At 41.4% G+C, this 26,323-nt stretch carries 16 protein-coding genes; 14 read left to right on the top strand and 2 right to left on the bottom strand.

Annotated features, from left to right (window positions below; translation table 11 throughout):
- Positions 1–21 precede the first annotated feature (21 nt).
- Both G613_RS0114035 and G613_RS0114030 read left to right on the top strand, forming a co-directional pair.
- Positions 22–3,144, top strand: a complete 3,123-nt coding sequence (locus tag G613_RS0114035) for a toll/interleukin-1 receptor domain-containing protein (RefSeq protein WP_029233221.1) — start codon at positions 22–24, stop codon at positions 3,142–3,144.
- Positions 3,145–3,164: 20 nt separating this feature from the next.
- Positions 3,165–6,290 carry a TIR domain-containing protein gene (locus G613_RS0114030; protein ID WP_029233220.1) on the top strand — a complete coding sequence of 1,042 codons (3,126 nt, stop codon included), beginning with the start codon at positions 3,165–3,167 and terminating at the stop codon, positions 6,288–6,290.
- A gap of 83 nt (positions 6,291–6,373) precedes the next feature.
- On the opposite strand, the gene G613_RS0114025 is transcribed toward G613_RS0114030, so the two are convergent.
- Positions 6,374–7,936, bottom strand: a complete 1,563-nt coding sequence (locus G613_RS0114025) for an RICIN domain-containing protein (RefSeq protein WP_029674964.1) — start codon at positions 7,934–7,936, stop codon at positions 6,374–6,376.
- A gap of 142 nt (positions 7,937–8,078) precedes the next feature.
- A complete protein-coding gene (locus tag G613_RS0114020; RefSeq protein WP_029233219.1) occupies positions 8,079–8,732 on the bottom strand; it encodes a hypothetical protein in 654 nt (217 codons plus the stop codon).
- Positions 8,733–8,986: 254 nt separating this feature from the next.
- Here G613_RS0114020 and G613_RS0114015 point away from each other — a divergent pair, with 254 nt between their 5' ends.
- The 12 genes from G613_RS0114015 to aat all read left to right on the top strand — a co-directional run bounded on the left by G613_RS0114015 (position 8,987) and on the right by aat (position 26,089).
- Positions 8,987–9,529, top strand: coding sequence for an RNA polymerase sigma factor (locus G613_RS0114015; RefSeq protein ID WP_155828097.1), 543 nt, complete (start codon positions 8,987–8,989; stop codon positions 9,527–9,529).
- On the top strand, positions 9,526–9,990 hold the full coding sequence (locus tag G613_RS0114010; RefSeq protein WP_029233217.1) for a hypothetical protein: 465 nt from the start codon (positions 9,526–9,528) through the stop codon (positions 9,988–9,990). The genes G613_RS0114015 and G613_RS0114010 overlap by 4 nt, the downstream gene beginning before the upstream one ends.
- A complete protein-coding gene (locus tag G613_RS0114005) occupies positions 9,977–10,585 on the top strand; it encodes a hypothetical protein (protein WP_029233216.1) in 609 nt (202 codons plus the stop codon). The genes G613_RS0114010 and G613_RS0114005 overlap by 14 nt, the downstream gene beginning before the upstream one ends.
- A gap of 30 nt (positions 10,586–10,615) precedes the next feature.
- Positions 10,616–10,921, top strand: coding sequence for a LiaI-LiaF-like domain-containing protein (locus G613_RS0114000; protein ID WP_029233215.1), 306 nt, complete (start codon positions 10,616–10,618; stop codon positions 10,919–10,921).
- 222 nt (positions 10,922–11,143) lie between these two features.
- Positions 11,144–11,785, top strand: coding sequence for an endonuclease III domain-containing protein (locus G613_RS0113995; protein WP_029233214.1), 642 nt, complete (start codon positions 11,144–11,146; stop codon positions 11,783–11,785).
- Positions 11,782–13,737, top strand: coding sequence for a fructose-bisphosphatase class III (locus G613_RS0113990; RefSeq protein WP_029233213.1), 1,956 nt, complete (start codon positions 11,782–11,784; stop codon positions 13,735–13,737). The genes G613_RS0113995 and G613_RS0113990 overlap by 4 nt, the downstream gene beginning before the upstream one ends.
- 276 nt (positions 13,738–14,013) lie before the next feature.
- Entirely contained in the window at positions 14,014–14,232 is a 219-nt protein-coding gene (locus G613_RS18140) for a hypothetical protein (RefSeq protein WP_029233212.1), read from the top strand.
- Positions 14,233–14,303: 71 nt separating this feature from the next.
- Positions 14,304–21,698, top strand: a complete 7,395-nt coding sequence (locus G613_RS0113980; RefSeq protein ID WP_029233211.1) for an InlB B-repeat-containing protein — start codon at positions 14,304–14,306, stop codon at positions 21,696–21,698.
- 127 nt (positions 21,699–21,825) lie between these two features.
- Positions 21,826–22,125 carry an ATP-dependent Clp protease adaptor ClpS gene (locus G613_RS0113975; protein WP_029233210.1) on the top strand — a complete coding sequence of 100 codons (300 nt, stop codon included), beginning with the start codon at positions 21,826–21,828 and terminating at the stop codon, positions 22,123–22,125.
- Position 22,126: 1 nt separating this feature from the next.
- Positions 22,127–24,358, top strand: a complete 2,232-nt coding sequence (locus G613_RS0113970; protein WP_029674962.1) for an AAA family ATPase — start codon at positions 22,127–22,129, stop codon at positions 24,356–24,358.
- Positions 24,359–24,390: 32 nt separating this feature from the next.
- Complete coding sequence (locus G613_RS0113965; RefSeq protein ID WP_029233209.1) at positions 24,391–25,437, top strand: glycoside hydrolase family 5 protein; 1,047 nt, start codon at positions 24,391–24,393, stop codon at positions 25,435–25,437.
- 1 nt (position 25,438) lies between these two features.
- A complete protein-coding gene (gene aat, locus G613_RS0113960) occupies positions 25,439–26,089 on the top strand; it encodes a leucyl/phenylalanyl-tRNA--protein transferase (protein ID WP_029233208.1) in 651 nt (216 codons plus the stop codon).
- Positions 26,090–26,323 lie beyond the last annotated feature (234 nt).

Raw genomic sequence — 26,323 nt, 5'->3', positions numbered from 1 at the left:
ACAGATTTGAGGATTTAAGAAATGGCAATACATTACAACGCATTTATTTCGTACAAGCATGCAGAACTTGATAATAAGGTTGCTGCTGCGATTGAGTGGGATCTTGAGCATTATCATATCCCCAAAAAGATTCAAAAAAAGACGGGTTACAAGAAGATTGAGCGAATCTTCAGAGATAAGGATGAGCTTCCCATCACAAGCGACCTTAGCGGTACCATAGAGGAGGCACTCTTTAACTCTGATTACCTGATAGTTTTGTGCTCTACCAACACACATCTTTCTACCTGGGTTGAGAGGGAGATTAAGCTCTTTTTACAGAATCATCCACAGGAAAATGTTCTCACAGTACTGGTGGATGGAGAGCCCCATGATGTTATCCCGGAGATGCTCCAGAACAGAGAAGTGGTAAGACAAAATGATAAGGGAGAGTCTGTTACAGTCTTTGAGCCTGTGGAGCCTTTGTCCTGTGACTATCGTCTTTCAAGGAGAGAGGCTAAGAGCGTAGAACTTCCAAGACTTGCAGCAACACTTATCGGCTGTTCTTACAACGAACTCATGAACAGACAGCGTCAGTACAAGATGAAAAGACTTACTGCAATCTTTTCAGGTGCTATGGCTTTGGCTGTCGGTTTCGGCGCATACATGTTTTACAGCAACGCCCGTATAAACGAAAACTACAGGCAGTCACTTATCAATCAGAGTAAGTTCCTGTCCAATGAATCCGACAGACTTCTTGATAATGAGCAGCGAATTGATGCGCTTCACCTGGCACTGGCGGCACTTCCAAGTGAAAAAGAACCGGATAGACCAGTTATTCCGGAGGCTGTAAGTGCTGTAAGTAAAGCTTCCCTTGCCTATGTTGCTAAGACCAGTTCCAATATTACTGCGGTCTGGGATTATACCATGCCTGATACTATAGAGAATTATATCGTAGATTATGATGGAAGTACTCTTGCTGCCAGAGACAGACTCCACAATGTAAAGGTTTGGGATGTTGACACCCACGAAGAAGTGTTTTCCTACGCTAATCCGGAGGATGATATTGATAATATAGCCTACATAGATAAAGACACTCTTTTGATGCTGAGTTCTTTCACATTAAGAGCTGTGGATGTTTATGATGGCAGTGTTAAATGGGAGTACGAGAGGTTCGAGAGTACATCTATTTCAGGTGAGCCACAGGTCATGGATGACGGAAGCGTTCTTGTGTCAACTTCGTCAAAAGGGCTTTATAAGCTGGATGTAAACGATGGATCAATTATTAAGAAATATACTACCAAGGCTGGTGACGAATATAGTGAAAGCGGTTCTTTTTACGGCTTTGAGCTTTCCGATGATCAAAAGAAGGTGATTCTTGGAGCTGCCACAGAAGGCTATCACGATACCATCATCAGGGTTATTGATTTGGAGACCGGCGTGGAATCTGAAGTGGATCTTGTAGCCCAGGGCTACATGGAGGAAGATGATGATATCCGTACCTTCAGGATTCTGGAAGACGGCTCTGTTATGTTGGCTATCGACGTAGATGATGGCTATGGTAACTACGGCTTCCTTAATATGAACGTTTTATCTACTTCTCACAAGAGCATTTACTGCTTTAATGAGGACCTGACTCTAAGATGGCAGCAGGATTTTGCCATGAATGCCATAAGCTATGATTCTAAATTTGTAGATATTATCGCAGAAAAGGCAGTTGGTTTCTTCTCCGGAAATAAGTTTAATGTCTGGGATCTTGCTACAGGTGAGCTACGTAATGAATATAACGTTAACGACAGTATTATTGCCGCTACCCAGAAAAAAGACAGAGGTTATCCAACTCTTTATACCAATATGGGTGGAATGGCTACTCCCGACAATTCAGAAGGCAGTGACAGCATTAGCGTCATGGATTATTTTGCGGATAATATCGAGAAGGTCAAGGTTTGGCAGGGCGTGTATACCTGGGCAAGAACCAGCCATAAGATCGTTTTCTATGCTACAAGTGTATATGACGAGAACTTTACCAAATTTTCAGATTCTCCTGAAATAAAATCTATTGTTGCTTCATATGGCAACTTGTCAGGAGACTATTTAACCTACATGGATGACGATGATGAGAATACTTACATCGATCTCTTTGATGCTTCAGAGAAAAAATATGTAGGTCGGATTCAACTTGGAGAGGGCACCAAGTATTACTACGACCTTATTGCAATTGATAATGGGAAAATATATGTCACCTGCGATAAGGACAGAACTTTAAAGCTTTTGATTGCTGATATCGATAGCCTCGAGGTTGAGGAAAGGGTGCTTCAAGAAGATTTTTCCTCATCATCAGGAATAGTTCCTGACTACAAGGATGGCAAGCTTATTTACTTTAACTATGGGGATTATGTCCATAAATCTGTGGTTATTTATGACATAGAAAAAGGCCATGATCTCAAGCAGTGGGGTATTGAGCAGGAATACGGCAGTGGAAGTCCGCAGACTATTTATTGCCCGGAAAAAGAGATTATTTATCAGACCGGTAAATATGATCAGATTGTTAATGCCACAACCGGTGAAGTTACTGAAGTTCTTCATTCTGCAAATTATCAGGGCACAACCAAAGTTGTTCTTGATGCTGAAAATGACAAGATACTTACCACCGATAACCAGGAAGTTGTGGTTTACAACATGGCGGCAGAGGAACTTTACAGCATCTCTACTCCTAATGTAGATGTGTTTGGAATGACCATTTACACTCCTGATACCAAGGATGCGGTAAAAGAGCTTTTGGTAGTTTATTCTGATGGGTATCTTTACAGATATAATGCGGAAACCGGCGAATATATAGGACAGTGTGAGCTTACCTACAGCTCAGTGTACAAGAATGCAGAGTTTTCTTTTGATATGGAAAAGAGACACCTGTTTGTTAATATGGGAGCCATTCTGAATATTGTAGATATTGATGACTGGTTCGAGATTACATATTTGACAACCTGCTTTGGCTATCACGACGCAACAGATTCCTTCATATGTTTTTCAAGAGACAAGGAGTCTACGGATAGTTTTATCGGCTACTTTAACCAGTACACTGTAGATGAACTGATTCAGAGGGCAAAAGACATGCTGAAGGGCTCAGAGATGAGTGAAGATTTAAAGAATTATTACGGAATTGGGTAATTAGAAGGATTATAGGGAAAATGGGTTTACATTATAATGCATTTATTTCGTACAAACATGCAGAGCTGGACAATAAAGTAGCGGCTGCAATTGAGTGGGATCTTGAGCACTATCATATCCCGGGGAAAATTCAGAAAAAGACAGGCTTTAAAAAGATTGAGAGGATATTCAGGGATAAGGACGAGCTTCCTATCACCAGTGACCTTAGTAATACTATAGAGGAAGCACTTTACAACTCAGATTATCTGATCGTTTTGTGTTCCACTAATACTCACCTGTCAACATGGGTTGAAAGAGAGATAAAGCTCTTTTTACAAAACCATCCACAGGAAAATGTACTTACAGTTCTTGTAGATGGTGAGCCCCACGATGTTATTCCGCAGATACTGCAGAACAGGGAAGAACAGAAATACAATGAAAAGGGCGAACTTGAAACGGTACTTACACCGGTTGAGCCCCTTTCCTGTGACTACCGTCTTCCAAGAAGAGAAGCAAAGAGTGTAGAGCTCCCAAGACTTGCGGCAACACTTATTGGCTGTTCCTATAATGAACTTATGAACAGACAGCGTCAGTACAAGATGAAAAGACTTACTGCGATCTTTTCAGGAGCTATGGCCCTTGCTGTGGGCTTTGGCGCATACATGCTCTACAGCAATGCAAGGATTAATGAAAATTACAGACAGTCACTTATCAGTCAGTCTAAGTATCTGGCTAATGCTTCCAGTCAGTATCTATCTGACGATAAGAGAATTGACGCCTTGCAACTGGCTCTTGCGGCTTTGCCTAGCGAAGATAACCCTGACAGACCAGTAGTTCCGGAGGCGGTGAGTGCTATAAGTAATGCCACCATGGCCTACAAAGTTGAAACCGGCGGAAATATTACTGCTACCTGGAATTACACCATGCCGGATACTGTTCATAATTATGAAATTGACAAGGACGGTTGCTCATTTACGGCATTGGACAGATCCAAGAATCTTAAGGTGTGGAATCGTGAGACCCATGAGCTTTTGTATGAGTATAGTTCTGTAGACAAGGAAGTTAAGTACTATGGATACATTGCACCGGATGTGCTTCTTATCTGCAGCAGCGAATATATGCAGGCCGTAGACGTATTGAATGGAACGATTAAATGGGAAAGAGAAAGTCTTGCCGAAGGTGATGAATTATTCTACAACATCACTGAAAAGCCGGTAGTTATGAAGGATGGCTCCGTTTTGATCGGCACCTACTGTAATGGATTATATAAGCTTGATCCTGAGGATGGCTCAACTATAAGAAAATACGTTTCTACTCCTGCAGATCCTTATTACGAAAGCGCATCTTTTTCAGGCTTTGTGCTATCACCTGATGAGAAAACTATTATTTTTAAGGGCAAAAACGATAGTAATAATAATTCGATTCTTTTCTTTTATGACATGGAGACAGGCACAACTGCCTATGATGACCTTGTAGAGCTTGGCATGATGGATGAGGATGACTTCCTGGATAAGGTGGTTTATTTGGATGATGGCAACATCATAATAGCTATTGATACCTCTGAGGGTTATGGAAGCTACGGATACTATTCCATGGATGTTCTAACCAAGTGCCATGAAGTGTTGTACTGCATCGATGCACATAACTATACAGTTAAGTGGGCATCAGAAATGGATTACAACTCTATTTCCTATGGTACTAGACTTTACGATCTTCCTAAGTCAAATGCAGTATGGTTTTGTACAGGAAATATGATTTGTATTTGGGACAAAGATACTGGCGAGCTCTTGCATGAATATAATGTGGGAGAATCTATTGTTGGTGTTGCCTATGTAGAGGGCGACGAGGATCCAAGCTTTGTAACTGTCAGTGGTAAGATGGGAGCTGTTTCCTCAATAGACGATGATACCATTGCCATGACATCTACCTTTGTCCGGGATATTGAGGATATTGCGTTTGGACATGGAGCATTTGTCAAAACAGAATACAGTAACAGTATTATTTTTTACGAGGCCAAAGTTCGTGATGATGCTTACAAGGAATTTACGAATAGTTCTGAGTTCAAGGTTATCCTGTCAGATGATTATCTGATTGATGGGGATTTGATGGCAGTTATTGGACGATCTCCCGATGGCACCGTTGTCAAGATAGCTTTCTTTGATGCCGCTTCAAAGGAGTGCCTTGGAGAAAAAGAGCTGGGAGATGCCGAGGATTATTACATGTATAATCTTGCGGGCTTTGAGGATGGCGTAGCCAGAATCACCTACAAAAAGGACCAGGTTTTAAGACTCTTTGAAGTTGATGCAAGAACCTTGGAATTAAAAGCGCAGATCATAGATAAGGACAATTCTGTAACAAGTCTTGATCCATTTTACTGCGGCGGTAAACTTTATTACCAATTTAACGAAAATTATTCCCGTATGGGATTCAAGGTAAGAGATCTTGCTACAGGCAGAGATACCACATATGACACAGATAGGGTCGATATGTGGGAATATAATCAGCAGCTTGACGTGATGTATGTCGCTCTAAGAGACAAAGACCAGCTCATAGATCTTAAGACTAAGAAGACCACAGATATTGTTCATTCAGCAAACTGGGGAGAGACAAGCTGTGTAGAGATTGATGCTAACAATAATCGCTTAATAGTTACAGATGATCAGTCTATTCAGGTTATGGACCTTGAGGGTAATGAGCTGACCAAGATTATTTGCCCTGAGCTTGACGTTTACGGTATGAACATATATACCCCTCAGGGAAAAAATGCAGTAAAAGAGCTGATGGTTGTATACGGAGACGGATACCTGTACAGATATAACTTGGAAACAGGTGAATATATCAGTAAATTAGAGCTTACCTACAATTCAGGCTACAAGACGGCTGAGTTCAAGTATAATGAGGGCAGAAACCAGTTATTTGTTCAAATGGGACCAATCCTTAATATTGTTGATCTGGATAACTGGACTATGATCACATACCTGTTAACTGCTCTGGGATATCATGAGAATTCGGATTCCTTCCTGGTGTATACCCACACTGTGGATAGCACTTCCAAGGTGGGGTATTTTAAGCAGTACACTGTTGATGAGCTTATTCAGAAGGGAAAAGACATGCTTAAGGGGCAGGAAATCAGCGAAGAACTGAAGGTGACTTACGGATTACAATAAGCACATTTAGGCATAAATAAAGGGTGGACAGTAATTGCTGTCCACCCTGTTTTTGTCTTTGCCTAAGGAGTCAATTAATTATATTAGAAACCTACGCAGGTTCCCTTTAATGTAGCGCCTTTTAAGTTGTTCTTACCGTTTTTGGATGTGCAATCCTGAATGATAGCTGTTCCAAAGGTTACTTTTTTGCCAAGAGCAGAAGGAGTTCCTTCCTTGGGCCAGTTGTAGTTGTACTTCTTGTTGCCGTCAGCTGTACACTTCTTCATGGTTACAACTCCGCTCTGGTTGTTGCGATCAAAGCCTGATGCATAGTTACCAACTGCACTGCAGCCTTCAAGAACATGGTTAAGAGGATCAATGTGAGCTGCAACACCCGGTGTCTTGTTATCTACACCGCCGAGCTTAAAGCCATTTCCGTCACCATAGATTCCGTCACAGTAGCCGTTATAGTTGGCCTTGCAGTTTTTGAAAGTAACTGCGCCGTGAGCTGCATAGAGATCCCAACCATCATCACTGTTATACTCAGCTACGCATCCCTCAAAGTAGTTGCCTTCACCGGAGTGAAGCTTGCAGGCAAATCCATCAGCATTTTCGCCCTTAGGGTCTGCATTGTGATGTGAGTAGCAGTCGTAGAATTTGTTATTGGAACCACCGTTGCTGATCTGGAAACCGGCGTCCTTGTTGTAACAGCAGGTTACATTTCTGAAAGTGTTGTTGCTTCCGTCTACAAAGATACCGTTATCAGCAGCGTTCTTGACTGTGATGTTCTGAATTGTGCTGCCGCTTCCTGAAATTGTAATACCTCTTCCTGTGCTTCCGCTGGTGGAAGAGAAGTCGATGGTCGCGTTGTTCTTGCCGGAGATATGAACACCGCTTGGAAGCTTTACTGCACCGCTCTTAACTGTGCCATCGATTACGATGGTGGTGCCTGATTTAGCACTGCTGATGGCAGAAGAAAGAGATGTGCCGCCATTTTTAACAGTGATGGTGCTTCCGCTTGGTGTATTGGATGAACCTGAGCCAGAGCCAGAACCTGATCCTGAACCGGAACCAGAGCCAGAGCCTGATCCTGATCCGGAATCATTTGAGCAGGATTCAAATTTGAACTGCTGGCTTGTTGATGAACTGTTAGATTTATTGGTTATGATGTTTCCCCCTGCAGACTTGGAACTGCCATTAACATCAATAGCCTGTTTGCTGGAACTGCACTTTGTCTTAAGACATACAATTCCGTCTTTTTTCTTGGATACTTTGAAAATCTGAGAATCTTTACCGTTTGCTGGCCAGATCTGGATATTTGTGCCGTTTGCTGACTTGCCCCCATTTACATCAAGCATACGACCACCGGCCATTCCACTCTTAAGAGTGATGTAATTACTACCTAAATTTGTTACATACCATTTCTGACAGGCATTTCCATTTCCTGTCCACTGCTGAACATTTGCTCCGTCTGAATCTGAAGCATTAGCTACGTCAAGATACATCTGGCTGTTGATGTTCTTGATGTAATACCATCCGTCAGAGATGATAGTAGATGCGGCCTCTGCCTGGATTGTAGTAGCAGAAGCTGCTGCGGCTGTAGCTGTAGCAACGACAGAAACTGTAGCTATAGCCATAACAACCTTTTTTAGCCATTTGTGTAACATACCTTAAGTCCTCCCATTTTTGTTTGCTGTTTTTGCCTCCCCAAGCTAAACATGTGAAAATCATAGCACAGCAAAAACGGCCATGTAAACGCTTACACGGCCGAAAAACTAGATAAACTTTGGGCTTTCAATTTGGTGAAAATTACAAGGACTTCTCATCCTTAATAATATAAAGAAGAGCGAAGACAATCATCAGGACTTCTCCGAACATGCTAAAAATAAAGAGAAGGTCCATCTTACCAATGGCAGGACCAAGGCCTGCAAAGAAAAACATCAGAATGCCAGATAAGAAAAGAAATGGATTCTTCTGTTTTTTCCAAATAACTATACCTGAAATAATAAGAGGAATAACGGTTCCAAATGACAACAGATAACTGACTATCATAGCCCACATAGGAGTTGCACTTCCCATTGTATGACGAATAATTCCTTCAAAATTAACTGTTTCAAGCTGGATTGCAAAAGCGTGTGAAAGACCTAAGATACTGATAACTGCTGTAATGGCCCATAAAATCTTCATTGTAAGAGGCTTGCACTTAAGGCCGTATCCGCAAACAGGGATAAGTATTGGAACCAAAAGTCCATGCGCCATAAAACGAAATGTGCCAATATAATCCGGTAAACCGCCGGCCGGACCGCCAATAGTTATAAAGAAAGCGTCGATGAAAAGGCCGATGCATATAAGAAGAACGCAAAGTGTAAGAGGCCTTTTAGTGCGGAGATATCTTTTTAATAGTACTGCTGCAAAAATAAGCTCGATAGTGGTTATGCTTCCGACAATTCCTAAGTATGGCATGATTAGTGGTTTTCCTTCCTGTCCTGTATTTATGATGTGCACATATTTGTTAATTCATGCTTATATATTTTATCAGTAAATATTGAATTTATAAACATTTTGTGCGCAAAATCATGCAATAATATAGAAGGAATCTAATAATTTTAATTCTTTAAAAATTTTTGAAGACTTTTTGTTTTCTGTCTCGTTATATCTAATGAAGGGGGCAAGAAATAATTGTCCATGCAAAAGAAATCCAGGTGGCGCCATATCTTTTGACAGAGGTAAAGTACAAAGTGGGGAAAACTGATTCTAGGGACAAGTTAATAGAGCTGATGAGTTCATACAAGAATCTGGTTTTCTCTGTATGCCTTAAGATGACTGGTGATTATTTTACCGCGGAAGATATAGCCCAGGAAACCTTCATTTCTGCCTATGAACATCTGGAAGAATTCGATGGCACTTCAGAAAAGGCATGGCTTTGCAGAATAGCAAGTAACAAATGCATCGATTATCTGAAAGCTGCTGAGAGACGTACGAGCCCGGCCCTAGATGAGGAACTGGCAATACAGGAGGATTTAAGAGACGGACCTCCTGAAATGTTTGCTTCAAGGGATGTACTTAATGAGGTAGAGGAAAAATGCTTAAGTCTTCCTGAAGGCTATGGAGAAATTGCAAGGCTCTACTTCATCAATAGTATGACTGCCAAAGAGATTTCAGAAAAGCAAGGCTTGCCGCTTAAGACGGTACAAACAAGAATTTACAGGGCAAGGGAAATGCTAAGGAAAACTGTAAGAAAGGAGGATCTGCTGGCATGAGTAAGGACTACGAATACTTATCAGATAAAGAGCTTGAAAGCCTTATTGCAAGTGTGGAAGCGGAAGGCCCTATAAAGGCTCCTGAAGACTTTGAAGATACCGTGATGTCAAATATCGTAGATATTGAAAAACTAAGAAAACTTAAGGCTGTTAAAGGCAGCAGACCCGATAACAGAAATGTTCTTGATTACAGTATCTATTGTCTTAAGGTCTTTGGATCAATTGCTGCTGCGATACTTATTATGGTGATGGTGCCTTTTGTCAAAGACGGTGAAAATCCACCGAATCGTGAAGAAGTTCTGGCTGAAACGTACGTGGCACCGAGAGAAGAAGTAATCTCTTCAGGAAATGTTAAATCCAGAGACGAAGCTTTATATGAAGCAGGTAATTCGAAAATAAAAACAAATATTGAATCAATCAAAAAAAGTATACTAGGGAGGCTAAATTATGAAACCTACTAAGAGAAATAATTTCTTTAATTTCATTTTTTCTTTTCTGCCGGGAGCATCAGAGATGTATATGGGCTTTTTGAAAAATGGCTTTAGCATAATGGCTGTATTTTTCATGGCTTGTGGTCTTGTGGCAATCACTGGATTGGATTTCATGATGGTTGTAGTGGCACTGGCCTGGTTCTACGGATTCTTCCATGCCAGAAATTTATGTAAGCTTGATGATGAGAGCTTTAGAAACTTTCAGGATGTTTATGTATGGGAAGAGTTTGATACCAATAAGGCTTTGAATATTCCTGTATCCAAGGTAAGAACTGTAGGAGCCGTGATCCTTATTCTTATGGGACTTGCAATAATCTGGGACTATGCAACTGAGATTATTTACAATTTTATTCCCGGAGATTACTGGGATTTCCTGTATCCGATCATCAATGATATTCCAAGTGTTGTAATTGCTATAGCTCTTATTGCTGTGGGAGTTATGCTCGTTTCCGGCAAAAAGAAAGAGCTGGTGATGCCTCAAAATGCAGCAGATGTAGTGGCTTCTCATGTATTTATAGCCAAGGAAGAAACTAAAGAAGATAATGCTGAAAGCAAGCAGGCATAAATATAATTATTATGGAAGGAACGGCATAGTATGGAAAATACAGTAAGAGTTCATAGAGTTGGTTCTATAACAACAGGTCTTTTCATGATAGCTCTGGGAATTGCATTTGTATTACACCTTTTCTTTAATCTTATCAGTTATGACATGATATTTAATCTCTGGCCTTTGATGATAATCGGTCTTGGAATAGAGCTTCTCATTTCTAACTTTTTAACTGACAGGATTGTCTACGACAAGGCAGCCATATTCCTGATGCTGGTGGTGGCATTCTTTGCAATGAGTATGGCAGGGGCAGATATGTTCTTTGATTACTTCAGAGACGGAAAGGTCTTTTGAACCATAACTTTATAGATATGCGTTGTGCGGAAACTGCGGCTTATTTGGAGTTACTTCTGAATAAGCCGTATTTTTTACCAATTTATCAGAGCATGATTGTCAACATATTAGAACGAAAAAACATGATTTTTGGAAGCGTAAATATATTATGATAGAAATAAGAGGATGAATTTAGCTATGAACCTGTAATTGGTTGTTACATGCGAAAGGTAGAATCAACAAATGACCAAGAAACAATTAGCATTGGAAGTCATAGAGAGACTACGAAAAGAATATCCGGATGCAGTGTGTACTCTGGCCTACGACAAGGCCTGGCAGCTTCTCGTAAGTGTGCGATTGGCAGCTCAGTGCACAGATAAGAGGGTGGATATGATAACACCTCTTTTATATGAGAAATATTCTACGCTTGAGGCTTTGGCTGATGCGCCGGTGGAGAAGATAGAAGAGATTGTAAGGCCCTGCGGACTTGGTAATTCCAAGGCGAGGGATATTTCAGCCTGCATGAAAATGTTAAGAGATGTGTACGGCGGAGTTGTTCCGGACACTATGGAGGAACTTTTGAAACTTCCCGGAGTTGGCAGAAAGAGTGCCAATCTGGTTCTTGGAGATGTGTACGGCAAGCCTGCCATAGTTACAGATACCCATTGCATCAGGCTTTGTAACCTTATTGGACTTGTGGATAATGAAAAAGATCCTGCCAAAGTGGAAAAGGCTCTTTGGAAGATAATCCCTCCGGAGGAAGGAAATGCCTTGTGCCACAGATTTGTTACTCATGGAAGAGAGGTGTGCGTAGCAAGGCGCCCGGACTGCGATAGATGCTGCCTCAAAGATATTTGTAAGACGGGTAAAAAGGGGGACTCATGAGGAATATAGAGTATTTACGACTTCTAAGTAAAGAATTTCCTAATTCAAGAAAAGCAGGGGCAGAGATAATCAACCTTCGCGCAATCTGCGCACTGCCCAAGGGAACTGAGTATTTCTTTTCCGATATCCACGGGGAGTATGACAGCTTTTCACATCTTCTGCGCAGCTCATCAGGTATCATTCGTGCCAAAATTGAAGAGACCTTCGGCAATATGATGTCAGAATCAGAGCAGCTTGAGCTTGCTAATCTCATCTATTATCCAAGGGAAGCAATTAGCAGATACAAGCATGATGAGACTGTTTCGTCCAAAATTCTTCATGAACATCAAAAGATAGCTATCAACAGACTTATTGCCATATGCCGTGTGGTAAGCTCCAAATATACCAGGTCCAAAGTTCGTAAAAAGATGCCTGTCGACTATGCCTATGCTATAGATGAACTCTTGCATCTTGATATGAACGACGCCAACAAAAAGCTATATTACAACGAAATCATAAGCGGCATCATCGAGATAGATTCTGCAGATGCCTTTGTTATTGCGCTCTGCGAGCTGATTCAGAATCTCACAATTGATTCCCTTCATATAATAGGTGACATTTTTGACAGAGGTCCAAGACCTGACCTTGTTATGGAAGAACTCATGAATTTCCATGATGTGGACATTCAGTGGGGAAACCATGATATAGATTGGATGGGCGCAGCCTGCGGAAATACTGCCTGCATTGCAAATGTCCTTAGAATCGGTACAAGCTACAACAGCTTTGATGCTCTGGAGGATGGCTATGGAATCAATCTAAGGCCCCTGTCCATGTTTGCGGCAGAGGTTTATGGGGACGATCCTTGTGATTGTTTCAAGCCCCATCTCCTTGATGAGAATAAATACGATTCCGTAAATCCTGACCTTGCAGCCAAGATGTGCAAGGCCATAAGCATAATTCAGCTTAAACTTGAGGGCCAGCTTATTAAAAAGCACCCTGAATATAAATTAGAAGAAAGACTTCTTTTGGATAAAATCGATTACAAAAATGGAACAATACACATTGGCAAGAAGGATTACAAGCTAAACGATACCAACTTTCCAACTATTGATCCTAAGAACCCTTATGAACTAACTGATGAGGAAAAAGAGCTGATGCGTACTCTTCGTCTTAGCTTTGTCCACTCACAGCTTCTGATCAAACACGTGCAGTTTTTGTATTCTCATGGAGCCATGTACAGGGCCATAAATAACAATCTTTTGTATCACGGCTGCATTCCAATGGATGAGAAGGGAAAATTCATCTGCATGGAAACCAGGGATGGGAAGTTTTCAGGAAAAGAGCTGATGGATTACTTAAATGTGAAGATCCATGATGCCTTTTTCCTGGATCCAAGAGATGATGCAGACAAAAAACAGGACGCTGTTGACCTTATGTGGTATCTTTGGAGCGGCCCCAGGTCTCCGCTTTTTGGTAAAGACAAAATGACAACCTTCGAGCATCTTTTCCTTAAGAATGAAAAAGAGCTGTGTGTGGAGAATTTCAATCCTTATTACAGCTTCTCGGCCAAGGAAGAATATGCAGATAAGATACTTAAGGAATTTGGCCTCGATCCGGAGTGGGCCCATATCATAAACGGACATGTTCCGGTAAAGACCAAAAAGGGTGAGAGCCCGGTTAAGGCAGGTGGAAAGCTCTATATCATAGATGGCGGTATTTCCAAGGCTTATCATGAACAGACAGGAATCGCGGGATATACGCTGATTTTTAACTCACATCATCTTGCTCTGGCGGCTCATAAACCATATATAAAAGGGCAGGAGAATACTCCAACCATACAGATAACTGAGAAGACCAAAAAGCGAATACTGGTAAGAGATACCGACATCGGAAAGACTCTTCAAAAGCAGATAGAAGATTTGAAAGATTTGCTATCAGCTTATGAGAGTGGAATCATAAGAGAAAAATACTGAAATAAAAATTCAATAAACAAAAACAGGCTAGTGATGGGAAACTAAAACCCAGCACTGGCCTTTTCTTTACGAAAAAACTGTATCTAAGGTGGTTTTGAGAACTACATATTCTAAAAAAAATCTGTATTTTTTCAAACGTTTACTTTATTTACTCTTCATTTTATTCATTTTCTTTTAAGCCAAATCCGCAAAAATAGGGCCTTCATATGATATTTTATATGATTGCAAAACCTGTAATATTATTTCATCGAAGGATGAAAGAAAGGATATATTGCTATGAATAAAAAGAATTCTGAGTCAAACTATCCTGATCCTGGGAGAAATAAAGGAACCTTCATCGTGAAGGTGGACCATTGTCAGAGAGGCACCTGGCAAGGTCGTATTGTATGGGCTGAAGAAAACAGAATTATGAGGTTCAGAAGTGCCCTTGAACTGATCAGACTTATGGATCAAGCCTTGGCTGAGGGCCAGAATATCCAAAGTCTAGCAGAGTGAGAAGACTCTAGTAACTATTAACCGGAAACCAAACTCCATACTATATCGACACTTATGAGGAGGGATATTTTATGTTAAGGAAATGGAACCGATTTTTAGCTTATCTCCTGGCATTAGCTCTTATTGCAACCACTTTCCACAGTGATTTTGCAAGCATCAGAGTATATGCTGATGGCGATGAAAATGTTGAAGCTCCGGCAGAACCGGCGCCAACAGAAGAGCCAGCTCAGGATAATGAAGAGCAGGAAACAAATAATGAGGAGCCAACAGGTAATCCTGAGCAGTCAAATGAAGAACAGGCTGCTGAACAGGAGCCTGCTTCAGAGCCACAAGGCGATGAACAGACTCAGGACCCTGCACCGGGAGAACCACAGCCGGAAGTGCCTGCAGAGCCCGCTGGAGGTGAACCTGTTATAGATGAAGCAACAGCAGGTGTAACAGATCCCGCTGATATTCCTGAAGATGGGGAAGGGAAGAAAGAGGAATCTGGAGAAAGCGAAGAAGCTGCAGATGCAGCAACACTTGCTTCTTCTGCTGAAAAAGACGACGCTGCAGCTTTAGGATCTTCCGAAGAAAAGGAAGAGAAAGAAGAAAAAGAGCTCGAAGAAAAGCTTGTTACAGTTACATATTCAGCTGAGCTTGGCGGACGTGTATCAAAGTCCTCTGAGACCATTAATATAAATGATAAGACTGCTAAGTTTGAGGGATCAACAGCAACAGCAGTTAACAAATATTATCAATTTATGGCATGGGTTGATGAGGATGGTAATACAGTTTCTTCAGAGTCAACCTTTGTTCCTTCAAATGTAGAAAAAGATACTTCTTATAAAGCTACATTTGAAAAACTTTCAAATATGCCTGCAAAGGATTTTGCTGGTGGCGCAGGCGGAATAAATGTAACAGTTTCAGCTGATGAAGGCATTTTCCCAGAAGGAACTACAATGGTTGTTACCGCAATTCCTGAGGACGAAGCCCTTGCAGCTGCAACAAGTGCCCTTGGAGAAAACGTTTCTAAGGCAAAGGGTGTTGATATTACATTTTATAATGCAGATGGCGAAGAAATTGAGCCGGCTGATTCCAAATATGTTCATGTAACAATGACCCTTGCTTCTGCCATGGAAGGTGAAGAATTCAAGGTAGTACATAAAGATGACAATGGATACGCACAGGAAATCGCAGACGCCAGTGCAGATAGTGCTGATTTCGACGCAAATTCCTTCTCTGCATATATTTGGGCAGCTATTGAAGATGGAAATAACCGCGCAGTCAGAACATATCAGTTCCAGGTATTTAATTTTGAATCCAGAACCTGGAACACAGTAAATGAACAGCTTATTAAGAACGGTGAGGAACTTTACAATCCTGGTACTCCTGATGTTGGTGAGTATCAGACCTTCAGAGGATGGTTTATTGGGGACACAGATGAACAGCTCACCTCTTTTGGAGTTATTGAATTTACTGAATCAGAAACTATAGTAGTAAAGGCTAAGATAGAGATTGTTTATCACGTAAAATTGGAAGGCGTAAACGGTGAAACAGTTCAGGTCCTTGAGGCAACAGCTGTTAATGAGCAGGAAGCTTCCGTTACTCTTAATGTAAGAGTTGATCCAAAAGAGGCTGAACAAGCCTTTGTAGGATGGAAGAACCTTGCAGGTCACGTATATAACTACGGCGAGACCATTGATGCAATTGATAATAATAACAGAAAACTGGTACCTGAAATTGTTCAGGCATACTGGATTCACTTTAATGAAAATGATGGCGGAACAGGTGGCGGAGCATCCTATACTCCTTCAATATATGTAACATCAGCCACAGGCTATAAGGCAACTGAGCCTACAGCTCCTACAAGAAGCGGCTATACATTCAAGGGCTGGTACAAGGATGCAGCAGGAACACAGAGATTTTACTGGAATACTGCAATTAGTGAAGACACAACTCTTTATGCTAAGTGGGAAAAGGGTAAAGGAAGCTTTACAGTAATTATCTGGAAGCAGAAGGTTACTGATGGAGTAAACGCAGCAAATAAGACCTATGACTTTGAAGATAGTATCGTTATTTCTGATTATAATGTCGATGCTGCTATCTCTGATCAGATGCTGGGTAATACACTCAGCCAAAGATATACTGGATTTACATATAGTGGTAATGATGCAGCAGGTAAGACTATCGCTGCAAAGGGAACTACAGTAGTAAATGTTTACTACAATAGAAATACTATCGTTTATAGATTCTATGTAAGGCAGAATAATAGGGATGTTTTAACCCAGACAATGAGCGGACTCTATGAGTCAAGACTTTCCGATAATGGATATACATGGCCTTCAGAAAGAGAATGGCATGAGGGAAGCTACTCAGGAATAAGAACAACATTCCTCGATGCGTTCCTTAGCGATGGATCCAGTGCCGTTTCTTACTTTAGTGATTCAGGAAACGATGGCGATTATAAGTATTATCACTTTAAGCAGAATATCGATGGTAGTACATATCCTACTACTGCAGCTAACACTGCTGAAAAAATATATAAGAAGGAATTTAATTTTACAAATAAGTATACTGGATTTACCGTAACCGGATATACAGATCAAACTCACAGTTCAATGCAGTCAGTAGCTCCGGGAGATTCATATTATGTATATGGTAATACTAATGTTTACCATAAACGTAACTCCTACAAGTTCTCTCTGGTACACGTAAAAGAAGGCATTGACTCTGCTACAGGTCAGCCTGTTGAATCAGCAGAGGTTAAGGTTGGGGATTATACACTCCTTTACGAAGCACCTCTTTCAGGAAAACAGGCAGATGTCCTTGCAGCGGCAAGTGCGCTTTCAGCACCGGATGGATACAAGCTCAAAGAAGTAAACGGAAGCTACATCTTTGCAGATAGGGCCGGAACAACTCCTGTTGACTGGAGTACACCAATGCCTGCAAGTGATGATACCCGTGTATATGTAGTATGGGTTAAGGAAAGATTCAGAGCACTCCTGGATGAGAACTGGGATGGCGATAAGAATAGAAGTACTAAGCTTGGAACAGAAACTGAGCCACTTAACAACCAGTCAACAGACTTTAAGCCATGGTATGGTGATATTATTGATTCCAACGCTCTGATGAACAACTTTACTCGTCCCGGTTATGAGATTATCGGATGGTTCAATGTTTCAGACGATACACCTTATGACTTTGGACAGGTAACAGCAGATGTTAACATCTATGCTAAGTGGAGAAGAGTTGGCGTAGTCAAGGTTGTATATGATCCCGGCGAGGGAACATTAGACAGTGCATTCCTTGATAGCAGCGAATACGCCGGCGATTCAGCAGTAGTTGTAACAGGACCTGCAACTCCTCCTACCAAGAAAGTATTTGCAGGATGGGAACTTCTTGATAAGAATGGAAATGCTGTAGCAACATATTTCCCGAACGGTACCTTCCAAATAACAGATGATCTGATAGTTGTTAAGGGAGAGAATCTTGGCGAAGTAACTCTTAGAGCTAAATATGATCCTACAGGACTTAGTGGAGATGATCTTTACACAACAATCACCTATGATCCTAATGGTGGATCAGGAAGCCCTGTTACAATAGATCATGTTGGTGATCACAGACTTCGCGTTAATGAAGCAGTTGCAGCTTGGTCAGAAGAAACGGCTAAGGCTAATTTCACAAGATTTGGCTATGAGCTTATTGGATGGAATACTGATAAGAGCCAGGCCGATGCACAGGTAGTTACAATCGGATTTGGCGCTACGTATATCATGGCTGACAATGAAAATAACCCAGGTAATTCAGATGCAAATACCCTGTATGCAGTATGGAAACCTAATGTTAAGGTTACCGTTTATATCAATGGTAAAACAGATACAAAATCCTATACCGGAGAAGAATTCTCTGTATATGGTTTTGATGTAACATCAATAAAATATACAATTGGCGGAGTAGAAGTAGAAGGAAGCGGATTTAGCGCATCTGATGTGAAGCTTAAAGAAGGCGTTACAGCACAGGCAAGTGGTACAAATGCAGATACTTACTACATGGGTCTTACAAAAGAGAGCTTTACACATGTAAATACCACATTCCAGGATGTGGAGTATGAAGTGACTGATGGCTGCCTGATCATCAATCCTACAGCCATTACAGTAACTATTACTGGTAACCATGCCACAGTTCCATACGATGGTGAGTCCCATAGTGCAACAGGATATACAGTTGATTCAAATGGACTTATCCCTCAAAACGATATTGAGTATAGCGGCACTGCTGAGGCAACAAGGACAGAAGTAGGAACAACCGTTATGGGACTTGATATTTCCAAGTTCTCCTACAACAAGGATCCTAACTATACTGTAGCATTCACACTGGCAGCTGACGGTTTCATTACAATAACACCTATTGATTCAGTAGTAGTAACCATTATTGGTAATAACGCAAGATATGACTACGATGGTACTAAGAAATCAGTAAGTGGATATGTGGTTACAGAGATTTCTGACAGTCACTACACAGTAAATGACTTTATATTCAAAGGAACTGATGAAGCAGAAGGAACTGATGCAGGCACATATGCAATGGGCCTTGAGGGACAGTTTGAAAACACGAACACAAACTTTACAAATGTAATATTTGCAGTAACAGATGGACAACTTATTATTGACGCAGTGCCTGTAACGGTTGAAATCACAGGTAATAATAATACAACTGATTATGATGGCAATGCTCATACAGTAGAAGGCTATACTGTAAAGATAACTGAAGGATCTCCATTCACAGAAGATGATATCATCTTTAACGGAACAGCAAGCGCAACCCAGACAGAAGTTGGAACAGACTACATGGGACTTGATGCATCCGATTTTAGCTGGGACAACAATAACTTCTCAGCAGTAACCTTTGAAATTGTAGCAGATGGATATCAGAAGATTGATCCTATCGATGTAACTGTAGAAATCAGCGGTAATAAAGTACAGGTTCAGTATGACGGAGAAGCACATACAGCAAGCGGATACAACATCGATCACATCAGCAGTGACCTTTACTCAGAAGAATACATTAAGTTCAAGGGAACAGCTTCAGTGACTGAGACTAACGCAGGAACATATGCTATGGGTCTTGCTTCCGACCAGTTCGAAAACATTGGTGGCAATTTCGGAACAGTAACATTCTTAGTAACTGACGGTGAACTTAATATTACTCCGATTGAAGGCGTAACAGTTACTATTACAGGTAAATCAGCAGGGCTTCCTTATAACGGACAGTTACAGTCAGTAACAGGATATGATGTAGAAATAAGTAATCCTAAGTACACTACTTCAGACTTTATGTTTAACGGAACAGCTAAGGCATCCGGAACAGACGCCGACGACTACACAATGGAAATGTCAGCCGCTGACTGCACAAACAATAATCCTAACTTCAAGGATGTACAGTTTGTAGTAAATCCGGGAACACTTACTATCACACCTATTACTGCAGAAGTAAACATCATTGGACATAAGGGCAGCGCAACCTATGATGGACAGGAGCATCAGGTAGCAGGTTATGAAGTAGAAATTGTAACTGAGCTTTACGACAGAAGCTACTTCCAGTTTAACGGAACGGCTATTGCTAAAGGTACAGATGCAGATGAATATCCAATGGGCCTTAAAGCGGAAGACTTTGAGAATCATAATGATAACTTCTCAGAAGTAACCTTTATCATAGACGATGGTAAACTTGTAATTTCTCCTAAGGATGAGGTTCACGTAATTATCACAGGTAACCATGCCGTAGTAGATTACACCGGCGAAGAGCAGTCTGTAGAAGGATATAAAGTTACATCAATAAGCGATCCTCTTTATACAGAAGATGACATTACTTTCAAAGAAGAAAAGGCTATTGCAAAGGGTACAGATGCAGACAAATACGACATGGATCTTACCGTAGACATGTTTGAAAACAATAACCCTAACTTCAAGAACGTAACCTTTGAAGTATATCCTGGATACCTTATTATCAATCCGGTTGCAATCGAAGTTGAGATTGAAGGTAACTACGATACAGTTACATACAACGGATTAGAGCAGCAGGTTGAAGGCTTTACAGCAACACCTACAGTAGAAAATGCTAAGTTTGACCCTGAAAAGGTTGTTTACGATGGCAACGCAATTGCAAAGGGAACAAATATTGGCACATACGAGATGGGTCTTGATATAGACAAGTTCTCATATGAAGATGATAACTTTACCGTAACCTTTAAGATGGCATCAGATGGTTTCCTTACAATTGATCCTCTGGAAGTAACAATTACAGTAACAGGTAAGGAAGATACACTTGAGTATAACGGTAAAGAACAGGAAGTAACAGGATACGACGTAACAGCTGATAGCGAGCTATATGATGTTACCAAAGTGGCAATGGTTAGCGGACAGGCAAGAGCAGCCGGCAAGCTGGTTGGCGATTATGATATGAAGCTTGAGGCTAAGCAGTTTGAGAACACAGATAGCAACTTCAAAGCTACAATCGAAATAGTAGACGGCCATCTGCACATTATAGACAGAAAAGATAAGTTTACAGTAACAATTACAACAAACGACGTTATCAGAGAGTACACCGGCGAAGAATATAGCGGCTTCGATTACGACGTAGCAGGCGGCAAGAAGGTTAGCGCAGCAGAAAACACTATAGCTAACATAGTAGAGTTTATATCAGGAGTTCTTGGACCTATCAAAGCATCAGCTGACGAAGGAAATTCAGGAGCTAAGAAGATCCAGATTGATGGCGTTAACTTCTACGTATCAGGACTTAAGGTAGACGTAGCAGAAAGAGAAGTTGGATCATATCCACTTAATGTAACCGGAACTATTGTTATAGAAGATGAAGATGGCAATAATGTTACAGGTCAGTTTGAAGATCCTGAGTACATTATCGGAAATCTTGTTATCAACCCTAGAGAAATAGTTGTAACATCCGGCAGCGCAACTAAGGTACATGATGGCACACCACTTACAAGCAGCATCATCAATACAAGTAAGTCTTGGGGCATAGGCGATGCAGTTGGATATAACATTACAGGTTCACAGACAGAAGTTGGATCAAGCAAGAATACATTTACACTGGTTCCTGCAGAAGGCACAAATCTTGAGAGAAACTACATAATCACTCTCGTAGAAGGTACTCTGACAGTAACTGATCCCGGTACTCCAACACCTCCACCTACACCTCCAACACCTCCAACACCTCCAACACCTACACCAACTACTACAATCGTTGAGGCACCGGCACCTACAGCACCTACAGTTCCTGCACCTATCGTAGACGCAGCAGTACTTGGAGCAAACAGACAGACCGGCGCAGCAGTACTTGGAGCAAGAAGAGCTAAGACTGAGGATACAACCTCAACTCTTCCAAGACTTATCACAATTATTATTGCAGCTGCTATAGTAGCATCAATTCTTGCAACCCTTAAAAGAAAAGAGGAAGAAGAGCAGTAATAAGAATCAGTAACTTAATAAAACTAGGTTAACTAGTCAAGTGGGCAGGCTTTCGGGTCTGCCCACTTTTGTGATATGCTGAATATATCCGATTTTTATATATTTGATTGAAATATGAGGAAAAGATATGGCTACAGGAAGTCAGACAAAAGAAAAAACAAATAGCAGAATCAAAGAGCCCAGACAGTACAATGTGATCATGCTAAATGACGATTTTACTACCATGGATTTTGTAGTGGGAGTGTTGGTAGATATCTTTCATAAGGATCCTGTCAGTGCTGAAGCAATAATGCTTGGTGTCCATAAAAGCGGCCAGGCGGTGGTTGGTAAGTATCCTTACGACATTGCTGTTACAAGGGTAAACAGTGCCCTTGCAAGGGCAAAAAAGGAAGGATTTCCCTTTAGAATGACAGTAGAGGAGGCATAATATGGATCTTTCAAAAGAGGCTTCATTAGTATTCCAAAATGCCATAGCCTATGCAAATAAGTACAAATACGAATATGTAACTCCGGAGATGGTTCTCCTTATGATTATGGATGACGATGTTTTTGCGGAGGCTTTTGAGGAATGCGGAGGAGATCTGACAATCCTTGGAAGCAACCTGAAAAACTACATCTCTGAGTATGTAGACAAATCAGAAAAAAGTGAAACTCAGCTTTCCATCGGAACCAATTTTGTCCTTAATTTCGCGGGGCAGAGTGCCTATAGCAGTGGCAGCGACAAAATTTACGTTCGTCATCTGGTTCATGCAATCTGGAATCTTGAGAACAGCTATGCTGTTTACTATATGGAACAGCAGGATATTACAGAAGCTGACGTTCTCCAGCAGATGGCTATTATTGAGGAAGAGACGCAGGAAACGACAGATGCAGTCTCCGAGGATATAGACGGTAGTCTCAAATCCAAAGAGGATAAGGCGGGACTTAGTCTTTATGCCCCTTGCCTTAACGATACCCTCACAGATGTTAACCCTCTTATTGGCAGGGAAAAAGAGCTGGAGAGGACTATACAGATCCTTTGCAGAAAAGATAAAAACAATCCACTCCATATCGGAGAAACAGGAGTAGGTAAAACAGCCATAACCTATGGCCTTGTGGAAAGGCTTAAAACCGGAGATGTTCCTGATGCTATAAAGGGAGCAAAGGTCTTTTCCCTTGATCTTGGAGGAATGCTGGCAGGAACCCAGTATCGAGGAGATTTTGAAAAGAGATTTAAAAAGGTTCTTACAGAGATTGGCAAAGAGGAAAAACCAATCATCTACATCGATGAAATACACAACCTTGCCGGAGCAGGAGCTGTTGGAGAAGGTTCTTTTGACGCTTCAAACATGTTAAAACCGTACCTTACAGACGGTCATATCCGTTTTATCGGCGCTACAACCTTCGAAGAGTATAAAAAGTACTTTGAGAAGAATAAAGGCCTTGTAAGGCGCTTCCAGAACGTGGAAATAAGGGAACCCTCTGAGGAAGAAACAGTTGCAATACTAAATGGCCTCAAGACAAAATATGAAAAATATCATGGCGTTAAGTACGCAAAGGGCATTATGGAATATGCCACACACATGAGTGCCAAGTTCATCAATGAAAGATACCTTCCTGACAAGGCTATAGACCTTATTGATGAAGCCGGATCTTATAGAAAACTTCATCCTCTTGAACAAAAGACCCAGACCGTTGATAAGACTGTTATCAATGAAATCCTTACAGGGGTTTGCAGAGTGCCCATTGAGACAGTTGATACAGATGATGCAGCGGGACTTGAAACCTTGGAAGAGCGTCTTAAGGCCAAGATTTTCGGACAGGACGAGGCTGTAAGCCAGGTGGTTAACGCGGTTAAGTTTTCCAAAGCAGGTCTTATAGAGGATGGTAAGCCACTGGCAAGTCTTTTGTTTGTTGGACCGACAGGTGTCGGCAAGACTGAAATAGCAAGGACTCTGGCAGATGAGCTTGGTGTAAAACTCATAAGGTTTGACATGAGTGAATATGGCGAAAAGCACGCTGTTGCTAAGCTTATCGGATCTCCTGCAGGATACGTCGGCTATGAGGAAGGCGGTATTCTGACTGAGGCTATCAGAAAGAATCCATCCTGCGTACTTCTTCTTGATGAAATAGAGAAGGCCCATTCGGATATCTATAATGTACTTCTGCAGGTGATGGATTATGCAACCCTTACTGATAATCAGGGAAGAAAAGCAGATTTCAGGAATGTTGTTGTAATTATGACTTCCAATGCCGGCGCCAACAGACTTGGTAAGAGCGGCATAGGCTTTATAAGTGAGAGCATGGATGAAAGTGTCCTTACTGAGGCAGTCAAGAACACATTCCAGCCTGAGTTCAGGAACAGGCTTAATAAGATTGTTGTATTTAACAGCATGGATGACGATATGGCTTCCATGGTTGTAGATAAGAAGTTAAAAGAGCTTTCTGACCAGCTTGCAGCCAAGAAAATAGTGCTTTCTGCCGATAAGAAGGCTAAGTCTTTACTTAAGTCAAAGGGAGTAAGTCAGGAGTTCGGAGCAAGAGAAATTGACAGAATTATTCGAAATGACGTAAAAACACTATTTGTAAATGAGATACTTTTTGGTAAACTAAAAAATGGCGGTAAGATTAAACTGACTACCAAAAACAATATATTTGCAATTGAAGTGGCTAAAAAATAAAAGACTAAAAAACAAGACTAAAGGAGAATGGTATGAAAAAGTTTGAAGGGTTCCAAAAAGGTGTAAATCTGGGAGGTTGGATTTCCCAGTTTGATAAGTATGACATTCAGCACTTTGATACATTTATCACCAAAAAAGATATTGATTACATTGCAAGCCTTGGCTTCGACCATGTAAGAGTTCCTGTTGATTATAACGTGCTTGAGGACGAAGAAGGCAATATAAGGGAAAATGGCTTTGCTTATCTTGAAAATTGCCTTAAATGGTGTAAGGATAACGGCCTTCATATGCTGATCGATCTCCATGAGTGCTATGGTTATTCCTTTGACCCTCTCAAAAAAGATATGGACCGTGCAAAGTTCTTTTACGATGACGAGCTCCAGGCTCGTTTTATGAATCTGTGGAGAGAGATAGCAAAGCGCTTTGGAAGCTACCCAGAAACTGTAGCTTTTGAGCCTCTTAACGAAGTAGTTCTTGAAAGTGTTGCAGATGCATGGAACGGAATACTTGCCCGTTTCATTTCTCTTATTCGTGAATACAGTAAGAATACATGGATTGTCTGCGGAGGCGTATGCTACAACAGCGTAATGACAGTGCCGCTTATTAAGCTTCCTAAGGATGAATACGTAGTTTACAATTTCCACTGCTACGAGCCATTCCCATTTACTCACCAGGGAGCATACTGGGTAGAGCAGATGCCATCAGACTTTAGAATTGATTATCCTGCTGATATGGAAACCTACAAGGAGAGAAGTAAGGTGATCGATCCTGATCTTGGAGGTGCTATCTTTAAGGTGCCTGTAGAGCAGCTTGGCCCTGACTTCTTTGAAGCAATCTTTAAACCTGCCCTTGAGAAGTCTAAACAGGATGATATTCCTCTTTACTGCGGTGAGTACGGCGTTATCGACCTTGCTGACAACCACGGCAAGATCAGATGGCTTCGTGACATCCACACAGTATTTAGAAAATATGGCATCGGAAATGCTCTTTGGAACTACAAGGAAAAGGATTTTGGCCTTGTAAATGAGCAGTTTGCCGATATCAAGGACGAGTTCATTCAAATGATGAAAGAATGCTAATATGCCTGTATTTGCATTAGATGAAAAAGAAATATCTTTTCCGCTACCTGAGCTGGCAGAAGACGACGGTCTTCTGGCAGTAGGTGGGGATTTGTCTATAGATAGGCTTATCCTTGCTTATTCCAATGGGATTTTTCCCTGGTATAACGAGGGACAGTCTATCATGTGGTGGTGCCCCAAAGAGCGATACATCATAAGACCTGAAAATATCCACATTTCTCATTCCATGAAGAAATTCATGAAAAAGCACGAAATTAGTGTGGAGGTTAACCGGGATTTCTCGGATACCATGCACAGGTGCAGAACAAAGCGCGAATTCAAGGAAGGCACCTGGATCACTACAGACATGGAAAAAGCCTATGGAAGCCTTGCAGCCCATAATCTTGCCATGAGTGTAGATGCCTTTATTGATGGGCAGCTTGCCGGCGGCCTATACGGTGTAAGCCTTGGCAAATGCTTCTTTGGAGAGAGCATGTACTCTGACATGGAGAACGGCTCCAAGCTTGCCCTCATAGGTCTTGCCCAAATCCTTCAGGAAAACGGCTATCTCATGATCGACTGCCAGTTCCACACAGACCACCTCGAAAGCATGGGCGGCGAAACCATCACCTACGCCGAATACAAAAAACTCTTAGAAACAGGCATCGGCTAATACACATTCACCATTCACAGCCTGTTACTATTGGCCGCTTCTGCCACCATAAGCCAGGGGGCGAAAGCGATACGCAATGAGATATTTTTTCGCCTTGTGAGTGGCGGGAAAAGTTCATGAGCCGAAAAAGCCCAGTCTAAAATTCCGCTTAGGGCTCAACATGTCTGAGCATCCTTTGGCCCTTATCTGCGCAGTATTTTCGCCAGCTCGTCACTGAGAAATGAAACATTTCTT

This window comes from Butyrivibrio sp. VCB2006, assembly GCF_000420945.1.
In the GTDB taxonomy this organism is placed as follows: Bacteria; Bacillota; Clostridia; order Lachnospirales; family Lachnospiraceae; genus Butyrivibrio.
Note: the sequence above shows the minus strand (reverse complement) of the source record. Positions and strands in the feature narration are given on the sequence as shown.